Source organism: Pseudomonas sp. LRF_L74, from assembly GCF_965644255.1.
GTDB lineage: Bacteria > Pseudomonadota > Gammaproteobacteria > Pseudomonadales > Pseudomonadaceae > Aquipseudomonas.
Genome location: NZ_CBFFRH010000004.1, coordinates 115308 through 138007, shown reverse-complemented (window position 1 = coordinate 138007; position 22700 = coordinate 115308). Strand labels below are relative to the sequence as shown.

Genomic DNA, 22700 nt, shown 5'->3' with positions numbered 1-22700 from the left:
CAGCCGTAGGGTGGACGACGCTTCATCCGTCCACCACAACGTCGCGATGGTGGATGAAAAGAGCGTCATCCACCCTACGCTTGTGTCCTTCACGGCTTGACGATCTCCAGCCGGCCGGCCTTGCCGCGTGCCTGCTGAGTGGTGTCGTACATGCCTTCGGCGTAGGCCGGCGGGGTGCCGAAGCTGCCGGCGTTGGTCGCCCGCACGCGGTAGACGAAGGTCGCGGCATCGCGCAGCACGGTGCCGTAAAGCACTACGCGATCATCGCGCACGTCGGCGAACTGCGGCCTCCAGGTGCTCTTGTCGAACTCGCCGATGGGCGGCAGCCAGCGGGCTTCTTCTTCGCTTTCGCCGCTGTCTTCCTCGTCGCCGTCCTCGCTGCTGGTGACCGGTGCCGGTTGGTTGTACACCGGCTCGGTGCCGCCTGGCAGCAGGTCGACCACGGCTACCTGTTGCACTTGGTCGTAGTCCTTGGCGCGCAGGCGCAGGCGCACGAGGAATTCCTCGCCGACCTTCACCGAGTTCAACGGCTTGCCGTCCAGGTCGGTGTACTCGTGGGTCACTTCCAGGCCCTGGCTGATCACCGTGTCCGGCGCGCCACGGTCGTAGCCGCCCTCGCTGAGCATGTAGAAGGCCGGGGCGTCACCGTCCTTGCGTTGCAGCAGCAGGGTGGTGCCTTGCGGTACATCGGCGCGCGGCGGCTTGCCCGCCATCGGCAGCGCCTGTTCGCCGCCTTTCTCGCCGAGTCGAGCGGTGAGGCTGAGCTTGAGGTCGTTGCCGGCACGCTCGCCATAGGCATCCAGCGCACGTAGCAGCAGAGCGGCGGACAGCGAGTTGTAGCGCCGCTCGGTGAGCTGTTTGCCGAGGGCGTCGAGCAGCTTGACCGGCACGTCATCGATGCGCGACGGGAAGTGCCGGACCAGCAGGCGCAGATGCTCGGCATCGTGCACCAGCGGATCGTAGTACAGGCCGTAGCGGCTCCAGCCCTTGTCCGTGCTGCGCCACACCTGCTGGTCGAACAGGGCTTCGGCCTGCTTGTCCTGCTTCAGCAGCTTGTAGCTGGCGGCCAGGTAGGCGGCGCCGATGTCGCGCTGCCAGTCCTTGCCCTGGAAGGTTTCGTAGCGCTCGCGGATATCCGTCAGCGCGGCGGTCACCGGGGTGCCCTGGCGCGCCAGCAGGTAGGCCGCGTAGGCGCGGTTGCGCAACTCCTCCAGACCGTTGCTCGGGCCGTTGGCGATCTGCGCAACATAGGCGTTGCTGCTGTTGAGCAGGTCGCCCGGCACGGCGAAGCCGCGCTCCTTGGCTTCGATCAGGAAGTCGGCAGCGTACAGGCTGACATAGGGGGCGACCTGCGGATTGGCCGCCCACATGCCGAAGCCGCCTTCACCGTTCTGGCGCTGGCGCAGCATGCGTGCGGCAGCGTCGAAGGCCGGTTGCGCCGGTGCGGCGAGACCGTTGGCCGAGCTGCCCCAGACCAGCGCCGGCATCGCCTTGGACAGCAATTGCTCGGTGCAGCTGTAGCCGTAGCCGTCGAGGTAGCGTTCCAGGCCGCCGGCCCAGACCAGCGGCGAGGCGTCGAGACCGGTCTGTACCTCGCGCCACTCTTTATACAGATCGCGCTTGACCGGCAGCTCATGGTTGGAGCCGTCGAAGCGGCCCAGGCTAAGGGCGACACGGCGTTCCACCAGCGGTCGCACCGAGGTGGTTTCGCCGATAGTCACGCGCTTGCCATCGGGCAGGGTGGCGACGAAGGTCAGGTCGGCGGAGCCGAGCACCTCGGCGGCGTCGATATCCAGTTCGACCACGCCTTCCTTGCGTGGCGCCAGGTCGAGGGTGGCGGGCGTGGTGTTGGCCAACTTGAGGCCGGCGCTGGTTTCCACGCTGACCTTGACCTGCGCTGCTTGCTCCAGGTTGCTGAACACCCCGGCACTGACCTTGACGCGGTCGCCCGGTGCGACGAAGGCCGGCACGTTCGGCGTGATCACCAGCGGCCCACGGACTTCGCTGGCGCCTTCGGCGACACCGATGCGTGCGTCGTCGACGCTGACCGCGAACAGGTGCAGCTTGCCGTTGAAGTAGTCCGGCACGTCGTAGCGCAGGGTGGTTTCGCCGGCTGGCAGGTCGATCAAGCCGGACCAGTACGCCACCGGCGGCTTGCGTTTGCGCTTGAACGGGTTGAGGTGCGCGGCCAGCAGGTCTTCGCCATCACCGCCAGGCGCGGCTGCGGCAAGCAGGCGGCTGAACTCCGGCAGCAGCAGGTCGAGAATCTGGCTGCTCTGCACTTCCAGCGCACGTTTCTGGAAGAACTCGGCCAATGGGTCCGGCGCCTTGTAGCGCGCCACTTGCAGGATGCCTTCGTCCACCGCGTAGACCACCGCGCGGCCGGGGCGGTCGCTGTGTACGCGAATGTCCAGTGGCTGGCCCGGTTCGATGTGTTCGGCCGCTTCGATACGCAGTGGATTGCGTCGCGCATCGAGGTCGATCTTGAACGGTGCCACACCATAGGACAGCGGGCTCATGTACACCTCGGGCGAGCCGCTGTCGCGCACGAACTGCACGTTGACGTAGGCGTTGCCTTCCAGTTCGGCGGGCAGGCGGATGCGCTGCACACTGCTGGTGCTGTCGGCCTTGAACCACTGGTGGCTGTAGACCTTGTCGCGCTCGATGGTGATCAGCCCGGCACCGGTGTAGGGCGCGCGGATGCTGATCTCGATGTCGTCGCCGGGTGCATAGCTGTCCTTGTTCAGGCGCAGTTGCAGTTCGGCGTTGCGCTCCAGCGAGCGGCTGGCGTTGCCCTGGCCGGCGACGCTGTAGTCGACCTGGTTGAGCAGCTTGCCGTCGGCGTCCTTGAGCGCCAGGGTGAAGTCGCCGGGTTCGCCGGTCTCCAGCGTCTGGCTCGCACCTTCGGCAGGCAGGCTCAGTGGCTGGCTGCCACGTACCACGTTCTTCACCCGCGACTCGTACTTGTAGGTGCCGTTGGATTGCTTGACCAGCACCGACACGTAGCGGTGCTCGACCAGCTCGGTGCTCAGGCCGTCGACGGCGGTGGCCTGCAACGCCGGGTCGATGGCCAGCCAGCGCACGTCGCGCCTGGCGCCCTTGCTCACGTAGCTCAGCGAGTCGACGCTCTTCACCCCGACCAGCCAGGGCGCGGACGACACCATCAGGCTGCTCTGCGCTGCCACGTTGCGCCCGCCTTCCGCCTCGTAGACCTTGGCCAGCAGACTCAGGCGATAGGCGCCGGCGGTGAAACGGGCGAGGTCGAGATCGAGACTGGCTTCGCCGTTATCGTCGGTGGTGCCTTCCGCCAGTTCTTCGGTGGTCGATTCGGCCAGCGTGTCGCTGAGACGGAAGCGGTAGTCGGCGTAACCGTCGAAGGCGGCGTAGGCCGGCGACAGGGTCATGTCGGCGGTGATACGGCGTCCGGACGCTGGCGCGCCGAACAGATGCAGGGCCTTGACCTTGGCTTCTACCTGCTCGGGCGCGATCCAGCCCTTGACCGGCTGCGGTGCCAGGCTGGCGCTGACTTTCAGGCGATCCGGCTCGAAGTCGCGAACCTTGAAGTCGACACTGCCCAGCGGCAGGCGGCGCTGGTCCGGGTCGATGAACATCAGCGTCGCCGTGTAGGTGCCGGCAGGCGCGGCTTCGCTGGTGGCGAAGTCGAGGCTGTCGAAGCCGTTGGCAGTGAGTTTCAGGCCCTGGGTCAGCACGGTCTGGCCGCGTGGGTCGTAGATCTGCAGTTCCACCGGCACGCCACGCAGGGCGGTATTCCAGTCGCCGCTGCGAACGATGGAGGCGATGTGCGCCGTTTCGCCGGGCCGGTACAGGCCACGGTCAGTGAACAGGTAGGCGGCGATGGCACCGGGGTCGCCGTTCTCGTAGCGGCCGCCGATCTCGAAGCGCGACAGGTCGAGGCGCTGCCGGCTGTTATTCAACGGCAGGAAGGACTGGTCGGTACCGCGGCTGACCACATACATCAGTGGGGTCTTTTCCCGGCGCAATTCGTCGAGCTTGGCGAAGTGCGCCTGGCCGGCGGCGTCGGTCTCGCCGCTGGCGACAGGCAGGCCGTTGCGGCCGATCACGTCGACCTGGGCACCGGCCACCGGGCCGCCCTGGCTGATCGACTGGACGAATACATCCTGGCTACCGTCGCCGCTGCGCTTGGCGATGATGCCCAGGTCGGTGACCACGATGAAACGCAGGTCGCTCGGCTTGCTGTCGTTGTAGTAGCCGTCGAGGGTGTGTTTGGCCGGGTTGTCCTGGGCGCTGAGCTTGACCACGAAGATGCCGCGTCGACCGCCGTTGGCGTTCAGGTAACGGGACAGGTCGACATGGTCATAGTGGGTCTTGGCCGGGTCGCTGCCGACGATGGGCACGTCGAAGGCCTCGCGTTCCACCAGGCGGTCGAAGTCACCTTCGCTGAGCTTGGGCCGGGCGAAGGTGCCGTAGTTCTGGTCGACCAGGTGGTGTAATTGGTTCGGCAGCAGGCGGGCGATTTCCACATGGGCACCGGGTACACCACGGGCGAGGAAGCCGATCTGCTTCTCGCCGTTGAGGCTGAGCAAGGCGCCATCAGATAGGAACGCCAGCGCCTTGGGATAGGCCGGCATCTGCTTGAGGGTATAGGTCGGGTCCTTGGCCAGGTATCCGCCGACCGCTTCGACCTTGTTCGCTACCTTCACATACAGATAGCGGCCGGGTGGTGCCTTGAACTTGAAGGCATGCAGGCTGTTGAGCGGATCGGCACTGGGGACGTGGGTCAGTGTTACGCGCTCGGAGCTGGCGAGGATCTGTTCGCTGATCTCCGACTCGTTCCAGTATGGCTGGCCGCGCTCGTTACGCGCTGGCAGTAGCCAGGCCTGCACCTTGCCAGCGATGGCTTCGTCGGCCACGGCGCTGGAGCTGGTGAACATCAGCACCGGCTCGGGTTCGCCACGGTCGTTGTCGGCGAACTGGATATCGGCCTTGCTGAAGGTCAGGCGATAACGGCCGGGGACGGTAACCGCCGTCGCCAGCGCATCGGGGCTCAGATTGCCGCCGTTACGTGCGGCAATGCCTTTTTCCACCAGCAGGCGGATGAGGACGCTTTCCAGCGGCGTGGCCAGCGGTGCGGAATGTACATAGGCCTCGAGACCGTTCTTGCTGAAGCTGATTTCTGGCGTCGGCGCGATGTCCTTGTCGCGATATTCCAGGCCACGGTCGAGGTTGAGGCTGACGCGCTTGCGCAGCGATTCCTCGTCCACCGGGTGGGAAAAGGCGAGGGTGGTGACCATCTTCTTCAGTGCCGGCACGGCCGGGTCCTGGTACAGCTCGCTGCTCGCTGCGCGGGCTGTGAAGGGCGCGGTGGCCGCCCCAGCCTCGTAGCGTTGCAGCAGCACACCGTCGGCGAGCAGGGCCTTCTTGTCCAGCTCAATCGTGTAGGCCTGATTGATCGGCCAGTCGCCGCTCGGGGTGAACACCAGGCTGCGGTCGCTGGCCCAGTGCCAGGCGCCGGCGATTTCGGGGGACAGGCGAACGCCTTGGGGCACGTCCTTGCCGATGGCTTCCAGCGGTGCCACAGACTCGCGGAAGTCCACGCGCAGGGTGTCGATCTCCACCGGCTCCTTGTCGTAGCGGGTCAGGTTCGGCGCATGCACCGAATAGTCGACGGTATGCGGCACCGGCAGGTTCTTGTACCAGTGCCAGGTATAGGCACCAACACCGCCGATCAGCGCCAGCAGTAACAGGCCGATGGCGGTCTTCTTCGGTTGCGCGCGCATCGTTCGCCCGGCTGAGCACAGGCCATCGCCACTACGACTCAGCCAGGCCGGCGCCTGCCAGCGGCCGAGCAACAGGCGCAACAGGCCGCGCACGAGGTAGAACGCCAGCAGCACGAGCACGGCGAGGGTGTTGAAGACGCGAAAGAAGAAGGCGACGAGCGGGTTGTGCATGATGCATCCCTGCAGAAAAGGTGACGGGCTTTGCGCCCGCGGCGACCGGTGGAGAGTCCGGGGTGGATTATGCCAGTTGGCGAGCGGGAGCGATTCGGGGACGAGGGGAAATATTTGGTGGGGTGTGAAGGGCGGCACAGCTGCCGAGATACTTCGATAACGGGTTTGGCCTCGATAGCCTGAGCTGCCAATTGGTGGACAAGCTGTGCGTTGTCCACCCTACGCGCTGCGCGTCCCGGTCCACCCGGATTCGCCTGTCATAAACACCTTGTGGTGTCCCGCCAGCCCCCGGTCCGTACAGCCTTCAGCCTCAATCCTCCAGCCTGCTTGTCTCGCCTTTGTGCACCATTGCAAAAGATTTAAAGCTAGTGCCGTTGTGCGATTGTAAACGCCATGGCGAGTCGCTAGCCTTACGAACTTTCCCAACACTGCTGTCGCTCTAAAGGACTGATATGCGCAGGCTGTTGTCGTTCGTTGGCCTGGCCATGATGGTGCCAGTGGCCTTGGCAGAGCCTTCTGCCGAGCTGGAAGGGCCTACCGGCGGATGGCGTTTTTCCGGACTGATTGATCGGGATGATCAGCCTCGTGTCGCCTACCCCACGCCCCCCATCGACCGTGGCGCCCAACGTGGCCGCAGCATGATCGAGGGTACCCTCAAGAACCTGAAGGGCGCACGCCAGCCGCACCGCTTGGTGGTCAACGGCAACCCGCTGCCGCTTTATACCGATGACGACGGGCGCTTCGTGCGGCCCTACAACTTTGGTGCCGGCTCCAACAGCGTCGAGGTGGTCAGCGGTGACGGCAAGTCGATCAAGCGCATCCAGTTCTACGAAGCCAACCACCTGAAGACCCCGGCGCGTGTGCGCATCGTCCTTGGCTGGGACGACCCCAAGGCCGAGCTCGACCTGCACGTGGTCACCCCCGATGGCCAGCACGCCTACTGGGCGGCCCCGGTGATGAGCAACGGCGGCGGCCTGGATACCGACAGCGTCGACGGCCCCGGCCCGGAGATGTTCACCATGACCGCGCCGTTGCGCGGCACCTATCTGGTCTACGTGAACTACTGGGGCAACCTCAACGAGAACGGCTACAACTTCGAGGCTGGCAGCAATCAGAACGAGGTCATCACCTCGCAGGTCAGCCTGGTGTTCAACGAAAACACGCCGAACGAGAAGCGCGAGACCTTCGTGGTCCCGTTGCGTGGCATCGGCGACCTGCAATTCATCAAAGCCTTCAACTATTAACGGACCGCCGGATAATCACATGAGCGAAAACACCCCGACGCAAGGCCCGGCGCCTGTCGATGCCTCGTCCAAGCGCAGCCTGCGCGGACTGCTGATCGGCCTGGGCGTCGTCGTGCCGCTGAGCGCCGCTGGTTTCATCGGCTGGATGCTGCACACGCCCGCGCCTGTCCGCGAACTGGGCGAGGCCAGCGAGCTGCAACTGGACCTGAGCCGGCCCGACGCGCTGATCGAGAGCCAATCGCTCAGCCGCCTGCCCAAGGACCTGCTCAGCGTGCCGCTGCTGCGCGACACCCTGACTGAGGACTTCGTCTTCTATTACGAGGCCAACGCCGACCGTCTCGGCGTGACCGGCAGCCTGCGGCGGATCATCTACGAGCATGACCTCGAACTGAAAGACACGCTGATCGACGAACTGCTCGACCAGCCGGCCAGTGTCGCCCTGTGGCATGGCGCCGATGGCAAGCTCAAGTATTTCGCCCTGGTCATGGACCGTGGCGGCCTGGCCCGTGTGCTGGAGCCGCTGCTGCATGCGGCCACCGACGACACGCAACTGCGCCAGACCGGCGAGCTTCGCGTGGATGGCGACGTGGTGCCGCTTTATCGCCTGCGCTACAACGGCGAGCGAGCGTTGCTGCTGGCCAGCCACGGCGACAAGCTGCTGGTGCTGTCCAGCCCCGGCATGCTGTTCGATGGTGATTATGAAGGTGCGCAACAGGCTCGTGGTGCCACCGAAAGTGTCGAGGCGCTGCTCGAAGGCGACGACTTCCTGCCCAAGCGTTTCGGCCTGGATGCCCGCGGTAAGCAGGCCCACCGCATTGCCCTGAGCAGCGATTACCTGGCCTTCGGTTACCAGCGATTCGTCCCGGCGTTCGCCGGCCTGCGTTTCGAGATGGACGACAAAGGCTGGCACAGCTACCTGGCCTTGGCCGACGTGGATGGCGAGCCTGGTTTCGACTTCTCCCCGGTGTGGCGCGCCATGCCGATGGGTGCCAGTGCCTGCGTGGCGTTGCCGGTCAACCAGAGCCTGCCGCAGAAATTGCTGGGCAAGGTCGGCGCCGAGAGCTCGGTGGCCAAGGCCCTGACCGAACATTTCACCGGTGCGGCCGGCCTGTGCTGGTATCCCGAATCGCGCCTGCATTCGCCGTTGCTGGTCGCCCAGCTCGATGCCACGCCGAACGCTGAACTGGATGCCAGTATCGGCAAGCTGTTCGGTGGCGTGATCGGCGCCTGGGAAGCCAACGCGGTAGATGGTGCGTTCCCGGTCAGTTCCGAAAAACGTGGCAATGCCCAGGTCTGGCAACGGGTCAGCAGTTCCAATTTCGGTCAATACCCGGCCAGTGCGGCGGATGAGCCGGATACCCTGGCCGCCAATGGTTTCTTCCGTATCACTCTGGCGCGCCAGGAGGGCACCTTGCTGTTCTCCCTCGATGACCGTCTGGTGGATAAGGCGTTGAACACCCTGGACAAACGTTTCCCGCCGCTGGCCGACGTGCTGCCCAAGGATGCTCTGGTTCCGGCCTACCTAGCCCCGGATACGCTGTCGGCGCTGCTGCAACAGGAAACCCTCGACAGCCTGCCGGCGGACATGGAACCCGTGTTCCGCAACGCCGCCCAGACCCTGCTGCTGCCCAAGCTCAAGGCCTTGGCCGGTCATGGCAAGTACGCCCTGGCCTTGCCGGCGAACGCCAAGGCCGATGACGACTGGCAATGGCTGCCGCTGGAATGGAAGGCGCTGTGAGATGGCACCTGCCCCTGCTGGCGTTGCTGCTCGCGCTGGGCAGCGCCTCGCTGCGCGCCGAGGAAGCCGCGCCGCTGGATCCCGAGCAGTCCCAGGTGTTCCGCGCCTGGTTCGTGCGCATCGCCCAGGAGCAACTGCGCCAGGGGCCGAGCCCGCGCTGGCACCAGCAGGACTGCGCCGGCCTGGTGCGTTTCGCCGCCAACGAGGCGCTGAAGGTTCACGACGCCAAGTGGCTGCGCGCCAATGGCCTGTCCAACCGCTACCTGCCGCCGGAGCTGGAACTGAGCGATGGCCAGCGGCAATTGGCGCAGACCTGGCAGCAGGGCGGCGGCAAGGTCGGCCCGTACGTGAACGCGATCAAGCTGATTCAACACAACAGCCAGTTCGTCGGCCGCGACCTCAATCAGGCACGGCCCGGCGATTTGATGTTTTTCGACCAGGGTGACGATCAGCATTTGATGATCTGGATGGGCCGCGACATCGCCTATCACACCGGTACCACCACCCCAACAGACAACGGCATGCGCTCAGTGAGCCTGCAACAACTCATGGCATGGAAGGACACTCGATGGATACCCGACCCATCCAACCCCAACTTCATCGGTGTGTATCGTCTGCGGTTTCTCGCACGATGACCGCCGTGAGCGCCTGGCGCGGGTTGGCATTGTGCGCTGCGCTGCTGCTGCCGTTCACCAGCACGAACGCCGAGGACGCGGTGCCGTCGAGCGGCTACGCGCCGGTCAGCGGCGAATCGTTCTTCCTGCTCGCCGACAGCAGCTTCGCCACCGATGAAGTGGCCCAGGTCCGCCTGGAGGCCCCCGGTCGTGACTACCGCCGCTATCGCATGGAGCAGTACGGCGGCGTCGACATGCGCGTCTATCGCCTGGAACAGCCGCTGGAGTTCCTCAAGCGCCAGAAGAACCTGCACCGGGTCATGGCCGAGGGGCAGTTCAAGGGTGAGGGCCTGTCCAACACCCTGGCTTACCTGTGGGACAACTGGTACCGCAAGTCGCGGCGGGTGATGCAGCGTGCGTTCACCTACGAGTCGCGCAAGCAGGTCACCGAGGAGGCGCCCGAGCTGAAGATGGGCTCGGCCATCGCCGCGCCGACCCAATACGACGCGCAGCCGCAATTCGCACCGATGAAAGGCCTGCCGCTGGTGGCGCAGTTCCGTTACCCGCTGTGGGACGCCAAGCCCATCGAGCCGCCGAAGGGCGTCGATCTGTCCGGTTCGTCCAGCGATTTCATCAAGGTCAACCCGGGCAACGTCTATATCCCGCTGGGCAAGCTGAAGCCGGGCCTGTACCTGGTCGAGGCGCTGGTCGGCAAGTACCGTGCGACGACCGTGGTGTTCGTTTCCAACAGCGTGGCGGTGAGCAAGATCGCCGGCGACGAACTGCTGGTGTGGACGGCGCGCAAGCATGAAGGCAGCGCCGTGGCCAACGCCAAGGTGCTGTGGACCGACGGCCTCGGCGTGATGAGCAGCGGCAGCACCGACGAACAGGGCCTGCTGCGCCTCAAGCATGCCAGCCCCGAGCGTTCCTACGTGATCGGCGAGGATGCCGAAGGCGGCGTGTTCGTCTCGGAAAACTTCTACTACGACAGCGAAATCTACGACACCAAGCTCTATGCCTTCACCGACCGTCCGCTGTACCGGCCGGGCGACTGGGTCAACGTCAAGATCGTCGGCCGCGAGTTCAAGAACGCCCGCGACTCGGTGGCGCCGCAGGCCGCACCGGTCAAGCTCAGCGTGCTCGACGCCAGTGGTACCGAGCTGCAGAGCCTGGACCTGAATCTGGACGGCAAGTCCGGCACCCAGGGCCGCTTCCAACTGCCGGACAACGCTATCGCCGGCGGTTACGAACTGCGCTTCGCCTACCGTGACCAGCTCTACAGCAGTGCCTTCCGCGTTGCCGACTACATCAAGCCGCACTTCGAGATTTCCCTCGACCTGGTCAAGCCGGACTTCCGTACCGGCGAAGCGGTGACCGGCAACCTGGTGCTGCTCTACCCGGATGGCAAACCGGTGAAGAACGCGCGCCTGCAACTGAGCCTGCGTGCCCAGCAACTGTCGATGGTCGATAACGAACTGCAGTACCTCGGCCAGTTCCCGGTCGAGCTGACCAGCAGCGAACTGGAAACCGACGGCGAAGGTCGTGCGGCGTTGAACCTGCCAGCGGCGGACAAGCCGAGCCGTTACCTGCTCAGCGTGTTCGCCAGCGATGGTGCGGCGTACCGGGTCAAGACCAGCAAGGAAATCCTCATCGAGCGCGGCGCCTCGCGCTATGTGCTGTCCGCACCGCAACGCTTCAGTGCAGTCAACGAGGCGGTGCCGTTCAGCTTCCGCAGCGAGCAGAACAGCCAGCTCAAGCCGGCCACCTATGAGTGGGTGCGCCTGGAAGACCAGAGCAGCAAGCGCGCCGACGTCGAGGCGGGCAAGGATGGCTTCAGCCTGACCTTCGACCGTCCCGGCACTTACAGCATCACGCTCAAGGACAAGAACGGCCTGATCCTCGGCGCCACCGGCCATTCGGTCAGCGGCGACGGCGTCAAGGCAGTGGCCGGCACCGTGGAAATCGTCCTCGACAAGGCCGAATACCACGCGGGTGACGAAGCCTTGGCACTGATCACCTTCCCCGAGCCGGTCAGCGATGCACTGCTGACCCTGGAGCGCGACAACGTCGAGGCCACCGCGCTGCTGTCCAAGGGTGGCGACTGGCTGAAGCTGGAGAAGCTCAACGACACCCAGTACCGCGCGCGCATCCCGGTGAAGGACAACTTCTCGCCGAACCTGACCTTCTCCACCCTCTACACCAAGGGCGGCGACTACAGCTTCCAGAACGCCGGGATCAAGGTCGCCCAGCCGCAGATCGACATCGCGGTGAAGACCGACAAGGAGCAGTACCAGCCGGGTGACACCGTCACCGTCGAGATCGACACCCGTTATGCCGGCAAGCCGACCGCCGCACGCCTGACTGTCAGCGTGGTCGATGAAATGATCTACGCCCTGCAGCCGGAAATCGCCCCGGGCATCGACCAGTTCTTCTATCACCCGCGTCGTAACAACGTGCGCACCAGCGCCAGCCTGGCGTTCATCAGCTACGACGTGGCGTTGCCGGGTCAGCCGACCGCACCCGGTCGGGCCAACCGCAGCGAGCGTGGGGTCAAGGTGCTGGAGCGACCGCGTCGCGAAGACGTCGACACCGCCGCCTGGCAACCGGACCTGGTGACCGATGCCGACGGCAAGGCGCGCTTCACCTTCCGCATGCCCGACTCGCTGACCCGCTGGCGCATCACCGCGCGTGCGGTGAATGAAGACGGCCAGGTCGGTCAGAAGAAACAGTTCGTGCGTTCCGAAAAACCGCTGTACCTGAAGTGGAGCGGCCCCACCGCCTACCGTGCCGGCGACAAACCGGCCCAGGGCGTGTTCGTGTTCAATCAGGGCGACAGCCAAGCCAAGGCCGAGCTGGTCACCCAGTACGCTGGCCAGGAACAACGCATTCCGTTGACCTTGGACAAAGGCATCAACTACGTGGCGCTGCCGGAAATGGCCTTGTCCGCTGGCGAGTGGACCGCGCAACTGCAACAGGACGGCAAGACCGTCGACGGCCTTGGCGTCAGCCTCAAGGTCGCCGGCTCCGGTTGGCAGACCCTGCAGACCCGTGCCCTCGACGTTAATGCTGGCAGCAACGTACTCAGTCTGCCTGCCGACGCCAGCGATGTGCGTCTGCGTCTGGACGATAGCCCGCAAGCGCTGTTCAACAACAACCTGGATGCGCTGATCGCTTATCCGTATGGCTGTGTCGAGCAGACCTCCAGCCGCCTGCTGCCGCTGAGCCTGGCCTATCCGACCCTGGCCAAGGGCGAGCCGCGCGTGGGCGACCGCCTGCGTCTGATCATGCAGAACAGCCGTCTGCGCCTGGTGCAGATGGCCGGCCCGGAAGCGGCCTTCACTTGGTGGGGCGGTGACGGTGAGCCGGATGCCTTCCTCACGGCGTATGCCTACTATGCCGACTGGCACGCCAGCCGCGCCCTGGAAATCGACCTGCCGGCCGATCACTGGGCGCGTATTCTCGAGGTCTATGCCAAGCAGGCGCCGACCACGCCGCTGTTGCAGCGCGCACTGGTGCTGAGCTTCGCCCGTGACATGCAACTGCCGGTAGCGACCCTGTTGGAAGGCCTGCTGACTGACCTTGGCAATGCGGGTGCTGGTGACGAGGCAGTGCCGGGCGACGACGGCGAGACCAGCCTGGTGATGATGGCGCCGGACTCGAAACTCGGCCTGGCCATCGCCCGTGTGCTGGCCGACGACCTAGCCCGCGAAGCCAAGGTCAAGGAGCCGGAAGCTTTCACCGCGAAGCTTGAACTGGCGAAGCAGACAGTCGACGCCAGCCAGCATCCGTTCGCCGAGACGGTCAGGCTGAGCCTGGCTGCACTGGATCAGGCCAAGGCTAGCGAGCTTCTGCGTCGCCTGGCGCCGGAGCAATCAACCCTGGAACGCGCCCTGGCGCTGACCTGGCTGCAACGCGCCGTGGCTCAGGCGCCGCGTGGCGAAGCGCTGAATCCGGGCGCTGGCTGGAAACAGCAGCAAGGCGCCAGTGGTGAGGCGTATTGGCAATGGCAAGGCCAGGGCCTGCCGACAGCGCTGGAACTGCCGGCCGAGCTGGGCCGCCCGGTGAATGCGGCGGTGACCTTCAACAGCGCCGAGGCGCCGAAGGGCAACCTGCCGGTCAGCGTGGAGCGCCGCCTGCTGCGCCTGGTGCCGGGCGACAAGGCGTTCGAGTTCAGCGTCAAGGTGGTCAAACAAGGCGAGGCCCTGTCCAGCGATGCGCTGTATCTCGACGAAGTGACCCTGAGCACCCAGCAGGAAACCCCGCTGCGCTACGGTATCGTCGAAGTGCCGCTGCCGCCGGGGGCGGACGTGGAACGTATCACCTGGGGCATTCAGGTCTCCGGTCTGGATTCGGAAGAGGCCGCGCCGCTGGAGAAAGCCCGTCACGAACCGGGGCAATTGCTCTACGCCGTGCCGCTGGACAGCCTGCAAGGCAGCGTGACCGTACGCCACCTGGTGCGTTTCTCGCAGAAAGGCCAGTTCAACCTGCCGCCCGTGCGCTACCAGCGCATGTATGCACCGCAGGACCAGGCGCTGGAGCAAGAGCCAGCGCTGGGCACGCTCAAGGTCGAGTGATCGGTGCGTCGGGTCGGCTCGTTGTCATGCTCCCTGCCCAGTCGGGCGGGGCACACGGACTTGCCTGCTCTCGTAGGGTGGATGACGCTCTTTCCATCCACCAAGGCGGCGTCGTGGTGGACGGGTAAAGCGTCGTCCACCCTACGTTCTTCCAGGCACCGTGTAGGAGCGAGCTCTCCTACGGTTTGGGGCTGCGTTTGGGGTATCTTTTTTTCGATTGGGTCTTGGTCTGCCCAAGCCAGCGAAACCCCTCTGCGCCTGGCCATCGATTCCCCCAATGGCGCTGAACTGCTGCAACTCAACCGTCAGCAGGTGATCACCCGCGAGCCCTTGCCCAAGGATTTGCAAACCCCGCTGGGCAGCCTGTGGAAACTCTTCGTCTACGCCTATCTGGTCGACAACCATCGCCCGGAAACGCCCTACACCTGCCAAGGCCAGGACCGCGAAGAAGTCTATTGCTGCAAGACTGGTGAGAGCATCGAGCGTGACCGTGCCCTGGTGCAGTCCTGCGGCCTGTACTTCGATCCGGTGCGGCTGGGCTTTGCCGATGCCGAATGGAACGCTTATTGGCAGACCCGCCGCAGCCCGACCTGGGTATCCAATCTAGCCCGGCTCAAGCCGCAGACGCGGGTGCCGGTCAGCGAATTGCTCGACATCCTGCAGCGCTTGCCGGCCCAGGAGGAGACTCGTCAGACCCTGCTCGACGTGGTCCTCGATTCCCACGATGGCAAGGTGGTTGGCGCCCTGGGTGGACGTCTGCGGATAAAGACCTGGAGCTGGTTGGCCGATGGCGATGCCTCCGCGCGCCAAGGCGGCTTCGCCGGTTGGTTGGTCGATGGCACGCCGCTGTGGGCGGGCGGCGAGGGCACCAGCCAGATGGTCCTCGGCCAGTACGCCGATGCGCTGAGCAATGTACTGCCGACGACCTGGCCAGCCGATGCCGGCCGTTGCGTCGAAGTCAGCCTGTTCCAGCGTTATCCGCTGCGTGATGTCTATCAGGCTGGCAGCCAGACTGCGGCTGGCGCTGGCGTGCTGCGCGGTCACTACGAGGTGCTGTTCGCCAACGGCAATCGCTTGCCCATCGAAAGCACCGGCGAGCTTTACCTGTCCCGCGATGGCGCCGCGCCGCAACTGACTGCGCGCCTGGAGCGCGAGGAGTACGTGGCCCGCGTGCTGGAGCGCGAGGCGTCGGCACAACCGGCCGAGGCGGGCAAGGCCCTGGCGGTGGCGATCCGTACCTACCTGCTGCAAAACGCCGGGCGTCATGGCGACTGCCTGACCATTGCCGACAGCAGTTCCAATCAGCGGGTCGCACCGCGCCCGGCCGCAGCGGCTCCGCGTGAAATTGCCGCCTGGACGGCTGATCTGGTGCTGGCCGGCAGCCCGGTCACCTACCACTCCGATATCCCAGGCCCCGAGCGCCTGGCCTGGACCCAGGCCGTGGCGCAAGCCAAGCAAGGGCTGCGTTACGATGCCATCCTCGCCCATGCCTTCCCGCGCGCCAGCCTGACCCGCTGGGACAAACCGGTGGCCGCCTGCCAGGCACTGCCTGCCGCCGAGGCCTGGCTGCTGGTTCAACAGGGCAAATGGCGCGAGCGCCTGGATGCCGAGCCGGGCTACGGCGAGACGCGCCAGTTCGCCGTGTGCAAGCTGATGTCAGGGCGGCCTTATGTCGATAGAGAGCGTCGGCGTATCTTCGTACGCGGCCTGTATTCCTTGCAGGATCGCCTCGACCTGACCCACGAATACCTGCACCTGGCCTTCGAGGCCCACCCCAACGGCCAGGACGAAACCTATGTCGAAACCCTGGCCCGCCACCTTCTTCTGGAATGACCGCGATGAACCTGCGCCTGTCCGCACTCTTTCTGTCCCTGACCTGCAGCTTGCCGCTGGCCGTGCTCGCCGCCGACGCAATCAGGATCGATACGCCCGTCGGTGGCTGGCGCCAGGGCTCGGGGGAGGGCGCGTCCTTCTCGCAACAGGTCAACTACCCGGCCTCTTCGGTCAACGTCGATGCCGGCCAGTCCGACACCGCGCGCATCCGTGGCCAGATCAAGGCCCAGCCAAAGCCCGGCGGCGGCCCGGCGCGCCTGGTGGTCAACGGCATCGCCATGCCGCTCAAGGTGCAGGACGACGGCAGCTTCGACCGGCCCTTCGTCTTTCCTTCCGGCAGTAACAGCGTGGAAGTGCGCAGCGCCGACGGTCAGGCGCGCAAGCGCGTGCAGTTCTACGGTAACGGTGGCAATGGCCAGACCGCGGCCCGCCTGCGCGTGGTGCTGTCCTGGGACAGCGACAACACCGATCTCGACCTGCACCTGGTCACACCGGATGGCGGCCACGTCTGGTACGGCGACCGCGTACTGCCCAACGGCGCGGCCCAGGACGTCGACGTCACCACCGGCTATGGCCCGGAAATGATCGCTTCGCCGACTCCGCTCAAGGGCCAGTACCTGGTCTACGTCAACTATTACGGCGGCGGTTACGGCGAAGACGAAGAAGGCAACAGCGAAGCGGCCCAGGCCCTGACCACCGCCCAGGTGACCATCCTCACCGAGGAAGGCACGCCCAACGAGAAACAGGAAACCTTCCTCGTGCCGATGCGCGCGCCGGGCGAGCTGACGCTGGTGAAGCGCTTCAGTTATCCGTGAGCCTGTGGTTTGCCCTATGAATGCGCCGAAACAGCCTGTTTCCGTCACCCCCGCGAAGGCGGGGGACCAAGTACGTCGCAGCATCTGGGTTATTCCCCTTCGGGCCAGCGCAAGCGCTGTTCAGCGATGGTGCCGCTGTCCCGCCTTCGCGGGAATGACGGCTCTCCCAGATCCACCGGATGGCGTGCAAAGCCATTCTATCGCCGGCGCAATGGCCCTATTTGAATCGCTGATTTAGCCGTCCCCACTGTGAAGATTTTTCGCACTGAAAACGTGCAGGGTGGGAAGGATATGTTCAGTTTCTACCCACTCGCTTGCCATCCGGTTTTTCCATGACAGCACAAGCTGCTGATTCTATTGGTTTTGCCTGAGCTGGCGCGAAACCTGCTTTGCTTCCCATATCGAGCCTTTACCGCCTCGGGCAAGCCTGATCCCAACGATGCGATCCTGCCTTGCGGCTCACTCCACGTTCCCTGCCGACAGCGCCGTCGGTCTCGAAAGCGCCTCTTTTCCTCTGGTCGCTTTCCGCCAACACTCTCCCTTTCGCTTCGCCTGCGCGGTTGTTCAACTGCGCTCACGAGTGTCGTTGGCTTGCATGGAGAATCCCATGACCTTTCATTCCTCTGTCCCGGAGGCACGCTGATATGGCCGCTGGCGGATTCAAGGTCGGCCTGCTGTTTTCCAGCAGCAGCCTGAGCGCCGCGGTGGAGACCACCCAGGCCAACGCCACGCGCCTGGCCATCGATGAGGTCAATGCTGCCGGTGGCATCGACGGTGTGGAGCTGCAAGCCGTGGCCTGCGACACCGGCCCGACCCCCGACCACTATCGCCAGTCGGCACAACGCTTGTGCGACGAGGACCAGGTGCGGGTGCTGTTCGGCACGCACATGTCGAGCACGCGCAAGGCTGTGTTGCCAATCATCGAAAGCCGTCACCGCCTGCTGTTCTATCCGACCCTGTACGAGGGCTTCGAGTATTCGCCCAACTGCTTCTACACCGGCGCGGCACCGAACCAGAACTCGGTGCAACTGGCACGGCACGCGCTCAGCCATTTCGGCAAGCGGGTGTTCTTCATCGGCTGCCAGTACGTGTACCCGTACGAGTCCAACCGGATCATGCGCGACCTGTTCGAACAGGCCGGTGGCGAGGTGGTCGGCGAAATCTACCTGCCGTTCTTCTCCAGCCTGGACGACTTCCGCGCGGTGATGAACAAGGTGCGCGATGCGGCGCCCGATGCGATCTACTCGACTACAGTCGGCAGTGACATTCCCACGCTGTACCGGGCCTATCGCGAAGCGGGCTTCGACCCGGCGCGCATGCCCATTCTCAGCCAGTCGACCAACGAGGCGGAGATCGCCCTGATGCCTGCCGAGGTGGCCGAAGGGCACATCTGCGTGGCGCCCTGGTTCGATACCGTGGAAAATCCGGCCAGTCGCGAATTCGTGCGGCGCTATCGCGCTCGCCATGGCGCGGATGCGCCGATCACCTCGGGGGCCGAGGCGGCGTATTTCCAGGTGCACCTGTTCGCTCTGGCCGCGCGCCAGGTGCCGGGCGGTTCGCTGGAGGAGCTGCGCGAGGCGCTCGCCCAGGTTCGCTTCACCGCGCCACAGGGCGAGGTGTGGATCGACGCGCAGACCCAGCACACCTGGTTGTGGCCACGGGTGGCAAGGGTCGACCGCAATGGCCGTTTCGTGATCATCGAGGAGAGCCCGGCGGCGGTGCGGCCGAGTCCCTACATGATCGACCATCAGTTGCACGCCTGAGGAGCCGAGCGATGAGCACGACGCCCAGTCTGTTGCGCGAACTCAATGGCCTCAACGTGTTGGTGGTGCATCCGCAGGACAACGAACTGCGCGTGGTCAGCAGCCACCTGCAACGCATCGGTTGCGTGGTCCAGCACTGCTGGCCGGTGCCCGAAGCGTTGCCGGCCACCGACGTGGCGATCCTGGCGGTGGAGATGGAGCAGCGCGACGCCATTCTCGCCCTGTGCGCCGGGCTCGGCGAGGACGCCCCGCCGATCATCGCCATCGTCGGCTACGAGAACCCGTCGATGCTGCAACTGCTGCTGGAAACCCGCCCGGCGGCGGTGATCGAGCGCCCGCTGAAACCCTTCGGCCTGCTGACCCAGGTGCTGATGGCGCGGGTCGCCTGGAAGCGCAAGGTAGAGATGCTCGATCAGATCCGTCAGTTGCAGGTGAAGCATTCCTCCGTGTCGAAGATATCCATGGCCAAGACCCTGCTCATGCTGCGCCACGGTTATGGCGAGCGCGACGCGCACAAGCGCATCCAGCGTGATGCGATGAGCCAGCGCTGCAGCATGGAAGCAGTGGCTGAAACGATCATCGAGCAGCACTCACACCCTCCGTAAGAACCTGTTCAAAGTCTGCTGCGCGTCGGCACTGCTGCGTTAAAAACAGGCTCGGACTGCTCATTTACAGCTCGTAAACTCCGCGTCCTCGCCTGTTTTTGCCTTGCATTGCTCTAGCTCGCGAGCCTTTGAGCAGGTTCTAAACCCTACCTCGAAAAAAACATTTCACCGACGCCTCCGGGCTGTCGGCAGGGCAGACGCATGCCTGAAAAACGCGTCGCCCTTTTTCAACTGCCGTCCATACCCATCAGTTCCATCCGTAGAGGATCGCCCCATGAGCAAACTGAAAGCGTGGTTCCAGGGACCACAGGACATCACCGAGGCGGAGGCCGTCGAGGACTACGCGGTCGGTCGCGTACCCAGCCGTTACCGCTGGCCGATCCCGGCCATCATCCTGGTGCTGCTGGGCAACTCCACCGCCATGTTCTGGTTCAGCCTCGGTGCCGACATGAGTTACCAGGTCGGCTGGCCGACCCTGCTGCTGCCCATCGCCTACATGGTGATCCTGGCGACTATCATCGGCGCCTGCGTGATGAAGCTGGCGAGCAAGGAGGGCCTGTCGCTCAACCTGATGACCCGCGGCCTGGGCTTCGGCTACATGGGCTCGGCGTTCACCTCGCTGATCTACGCGGTGAACTTCATCTTCTATTTCCTCTTCGAAGGCACCATCGTTTCCCACGCCATCGCCCACTACGCGGGCATCGAAGTGTCGTCGCCGGCAGGCATCGCCATCTTCGCCGCCATCGGCCTGGTGGCGATCTGGTTCGTCTGGAAGGGCATGTCGTCGATGCAGTTCCTGCAGACCTGGGGCGTGCCGATCTTCATCGTGCTGTTCGGTTTCTGCTTGTACCAACTGACCCACAACTACGACGCCGTCGGACCCAGCGGCTGGCTGCCGCGTGGTGAGGTGAGTGCGACGTCGCTGTGGATCGTGATGAACATGGCCAACGGCCAGATCGTCTTCCAGGGCTTGCTGGCCACCGACTACGGCCGCTTCGCCAAACCCGGCATCAGCCACGGTGGCACGGCCACGATCATGCTCGGTATGCTGATTCCCATCGTTGCGGTGATGCTTTGCGGCGCCTTCCTCGCCTACACCCTGATGCCGCACATCGAAGGCGGCGACGTCTACGCCCAGGCCCTCGATCCGGGCTTCGTCTTTCCCTTCGTGATCGCCCTGACCGGGGTGATCTTCACCATCATCACGCAGATCCGCATCAACGTGATGAATCTGTATTCCGGCTCCATCGCCCTGTCCAACACCATGGACATGACCTTCAACTTCCGCCCCGGCCGGCAGTGGTGGATGCTCCTGGTGTGGTTGCTGGGCGTGGTGTTCTACGTGTTCAACGTGCTGCAGTACACCGCCACTTTCCTGGCCATTACCGGCATCCTCACCAACACCTGGGTGTTCATCATCCTCGCCGACTACTTCGTCTGCCGGAAAATGCTCAACCTGGCGCCGAGTGATTTCATCGAGTTCCGCCGTGAGTACCTGCGTTCGTGGAACCCGTGCGGCACCTTCGCCCTGGTGATCGCCGTGGCCATCGGCGCCGCCGGTATCCTCGGCGCCTACCCGTTCTACTACGCCTCGTTCATCGCCATGCTGGTCGGCCCGGTGCTGCACGTCACGTTCAGCCTCGCCACCCGCGGCCGCTACTACTTCAGCCAGTTCCCCAGGGACGTGCAGACCACCTGGCAGCCGTCCAGCGATCACCCTGGCCCACGCCCCGATTCCCTTTCGGCCACCGTCTGAGGAGACGCCCATGAGCACGTCCACCGTCAAGATCGCCGCCATCCAGTTCGAGCCCGTGATGGGCGACAAGGCGCGCAACATCGAACGTCTCTCCGCCCTGGTGGAGGAGGCGGCCAAGGCCAGCGCCGAGCTGATCGTCACGCCGGAAATGGCCACCACTGGCTACTGCTGGATGAGCCGCGAGGAAATCGCCGCGCAGGTCGAGACCGTGCCCGGTGCGACCAGCGCGCATTTCGCCGAGCTGGCGCGCCGCTACGACTGCCACATCGTCGTCGGCCTGCCCGAGGTCGATACCGGCAGCGGCCTGTACTACAACTCGGCGTTCCTGGTTGGCCCGCAAGGGCTGGTCGGCACCCACCGCAAGACCCACCCTTACATCGCCGAACCGAAGTGGGCAGCGCCAGGGAATCGCGGCCACCAGGTGTTCGACACGCCCATCGGGCGCATCGCCTTGCTGATCTGCATGGATATCCACTTCCTGGAGACCGCGCGGGTTGCCGGTCTCGCTGGTGCCGACGTGATCTGCCACCTGAGCAACTGGTTGGCCGAGCGCACGCCCGCACCGTACTGGATCAACCGCGCCTACGAGAACGGCTGCTACCTGATCGAAGGCAACCGCTGGGGCCTGGAGCGCGGCGTGCAGTTCAGTGGTGGCAGCTGCATCATCGAACCCGATGGCAGCATCCAGGCTTCGCGTGACAGCGGCGACGGTGTGGTGCTCGGCGAGATGGATGTGCAGCGCGCGCGTAGCGAGCAGGCGCGGCGCATGGCGTTGCGTCGCCCCGAGCATTATCACGAGGTGCTGACCAACACTTATGCCTGGAACCCGCTGGATTTCTTCGGCCTGTACGGTCTCGATCCGCTGCCCACGGGCAAGCGTTCGCGGATCGCGGTCGGTCAGTTCGCACCGGGCCAGGACAAGGCCGCCAACCTGCAACGCATCGCCGAACTGGCGGGCGAGGCCAAGGCTGATGGCGCCGAACTGGTGGTGTTCCCGGAGCTGGCGTTGACTGGTGCCTATCGCGGTGCGGACAGGGCCGAAAGCACGCAGGGGGCGAGCGTCAGCGCACTGCTGCGCCTGGCCCAGCGCCTGCGCCTGCACCTAGTGGCGGGTTTCGTCGAGCGTGACGGCGAGGCGCTGTACAACAGCGCCGTGCTGGTCGGCCCCGAGGGCGTGATCGGTTGTTACCGCAAGATCCACCTGGGCGAAAAGGAGCGCAGTTGGGCCACGGCGGGTGAGCGTTGGTGCCATTACGACCTGCCGTTCGGCCGGCTCGGCCTGCTGATCGGCGAGGACTGCCTGGTGCCGGAAGCCGGTCGTGTATTGGCGCTGCGTGGCTGCGACCTGCTGGCCTGCAGCACGGCTTTGGCCGAACCTGTGCCGGGAGCGCATGCGGGCAGCGGTATTCGCCAGAACTACCCGATTCCCATGGGTGCCGATCCGTATCACTGGCACCTGGGCCGCGTGCGTGCCGGGGAAAACAATGTCTACCTGGCCTTCGCCAACAGCCTCGATGCCGACAGCGGGGCCTGCGGCGGCAGCGGTGTATTCGGCGCCGATACCTTCGCCTTCCCACGTCATGAGGCGATCGTCGGCGACCACAGCGGTGTGGCGGTGGCGACCGTCGACACCTCCAACCTCGACGCGCGCTACCCGACCAATGTGGTGCGCCGCAAGGACCTGGTGCTGATGCGCCAGCCGTTGCAGTACGGGGTGTTGCTGGAGGGTTGATGGGGGCTGGAGCGAGGCAATTGCGGACGTTCGGCGAACACCCGCTCCACCTTCAATCGTCATTCCCGCGAAGGCGGGAACCCAAATAAAAGGCGC

11 protein-coding genes are annotated in these 22700 nt (G+C 65.0%); 10 read left to right on the top strand and 1 reads right to left on the bottom strand.

The window, feature by feature from the left end:
• Nucleotides 1-89: 89 nt before the first annotated feature.
• On the bottom strand, nucleotides 90-5930 hold the full coding sequence (locus ACSZPK_RS12015) for an alpha-2-macroglobulin family protein (RefSeq protein WP_437881692.1): 5841 nt from the start codon (nucleotides 5928-5930) through the stop codon (nucleotides 90-92).
• A gap of 452 nt (nucleotides 5931-6382) precedes the next feature.
• On the opposite strand from ACSZPK_RS12015, the gene ACSZPK_RS12010 reads away from it, so the two are divergent.
• From ACSZPK_RS12010 to ACSZPK_RS11965, 10 genes are all read left to right on the top strand, one after another.
• The gene (locus tag ACSZPK_RS12010; RefSeq protein WP_437881691.1) at nucleotides 6383-7174 is read left to right on the top strand and encodes a YfaP family protein; all 792 of its coding nucleotides are present in this window, start codon (nucleotides 6383-6385) and stop codon (nucleotides 7172-7174) included.
• Between the two features lie 19 nt (nucleotides 7175-7193).
• Nucleotides 7194-8912, top strand: coding sequence for a DUF2138 domain-containing protein (locus ACSZPK_RS12005; protein ID WP_437881690.1), 1719 nt, complete (start codon nucleotides 7194-7196; stop codon nucleotides 8910-8912).
• The gene (locus ACSZPK_RS12000; RefSeq protein WP_437882006.1) at nucleotides 8897-9547 is read left to right on the top strand and encodes a DUF1175 domain-containing protein; all 651 of its coding nucleotides are present in this window, start codon (nucleotides 8897-8899) and stop codon (nucleotides 9545-9547) included. The genes ACSZPK_RS12005 and ACSZPK_RS12000 overlap by 16 nt, the downstream gene beginning before the upstream one ends.
• Entirely contained in the window at nucleotides 9544-14100 is a 4557-nt protein-coding gene (locus ACSZPK_RS11995; RefSeq protein ID WP_437881689.1) for an alpha-2-macroglobulin family protein, read from the top strand. Before ACSZPK_RS12000 ends, ACSZPK_RS11995 begins: the two co-directional genes overlap by 4 nt.
• A 204-nt stretch (nucleotides 14101-14304) precedes the next feature.
• On the top strand, nucleotides 14305-15933 hold the full coding sequence (locus ACSZPK_RS11990) for a DUF2300 domain-containing protein (protein WP_437882005.1): 1629 nt from the start codon (nucleotides 14305-14307) through the stop codon (nucleotides 15931-15933).
• A 5-nt stretch (nucleotides 15934-15938) separates the two neighbouring features.
• The gene (locus tag ACSZPK_RS11985) at nucleotides 15939-16748 is read left to right on the top strand and encodes a YfaP family protein (RefSeq protein WP_437881688.1); all 810 of its coding nucleotides are present in this window, start codon (nucleotides 15939-15941) and stop codon (nucleotides 16746-16748) included.
• A gap of 644 nt (nucleotides 16749-17392) precedes the next feature.
• Nucleotides 17393-18511: a transporter substrate-binding domain-containing protein gene (locus tag ACSZPK_RS11980; protein WP_437881687.1), complete on the top strand. Its 1119-nt coding sequence runs from the start codon at nucleotides 17393-17395 to the stop codon at nucleotides 18509-18511.
• A gap of 11 nt (nucleotides 18512-18522) precedes the next feature.
• Nucleotides 18523-19116, top strand: coding sequence for an ANTAR domain-containing response regulator (locus ACSZPK_RS11975; RefSeq protein WP_437881686.1), 594 nt, complete (start codon nucleotides 18523-18525; stop codon nucleotides 19114-19116).
• A gap of 274 nt (nucleotides 19117-19390) precedes the next feature.
• Nucleotides 19391-20872 (top strand): purine-cytosine permease family protein, encoded by a 1482-nt coding sequence (locus tag ACSZPK_RS11970; RefSeq protein WP_437881685.1) that lies wholly within the window; start codon nucleotides 19391-19393, stop codon nucleotides 20870-20872.
• Nucleotides 20873-20882: 10 nt separating this feature from the next.
• Entirely contained in the window at nucleotides 20883-22604 is a 1722-nt protein-coding gene (locus ACSZPK_RS11965) for a nitrilase-related carbon-nitrogen hydrolase (protein ID WP_437881684.1), read from the top strand.
• Nucleotides 22605-22700: the final 96 nt, after the last annotated feature.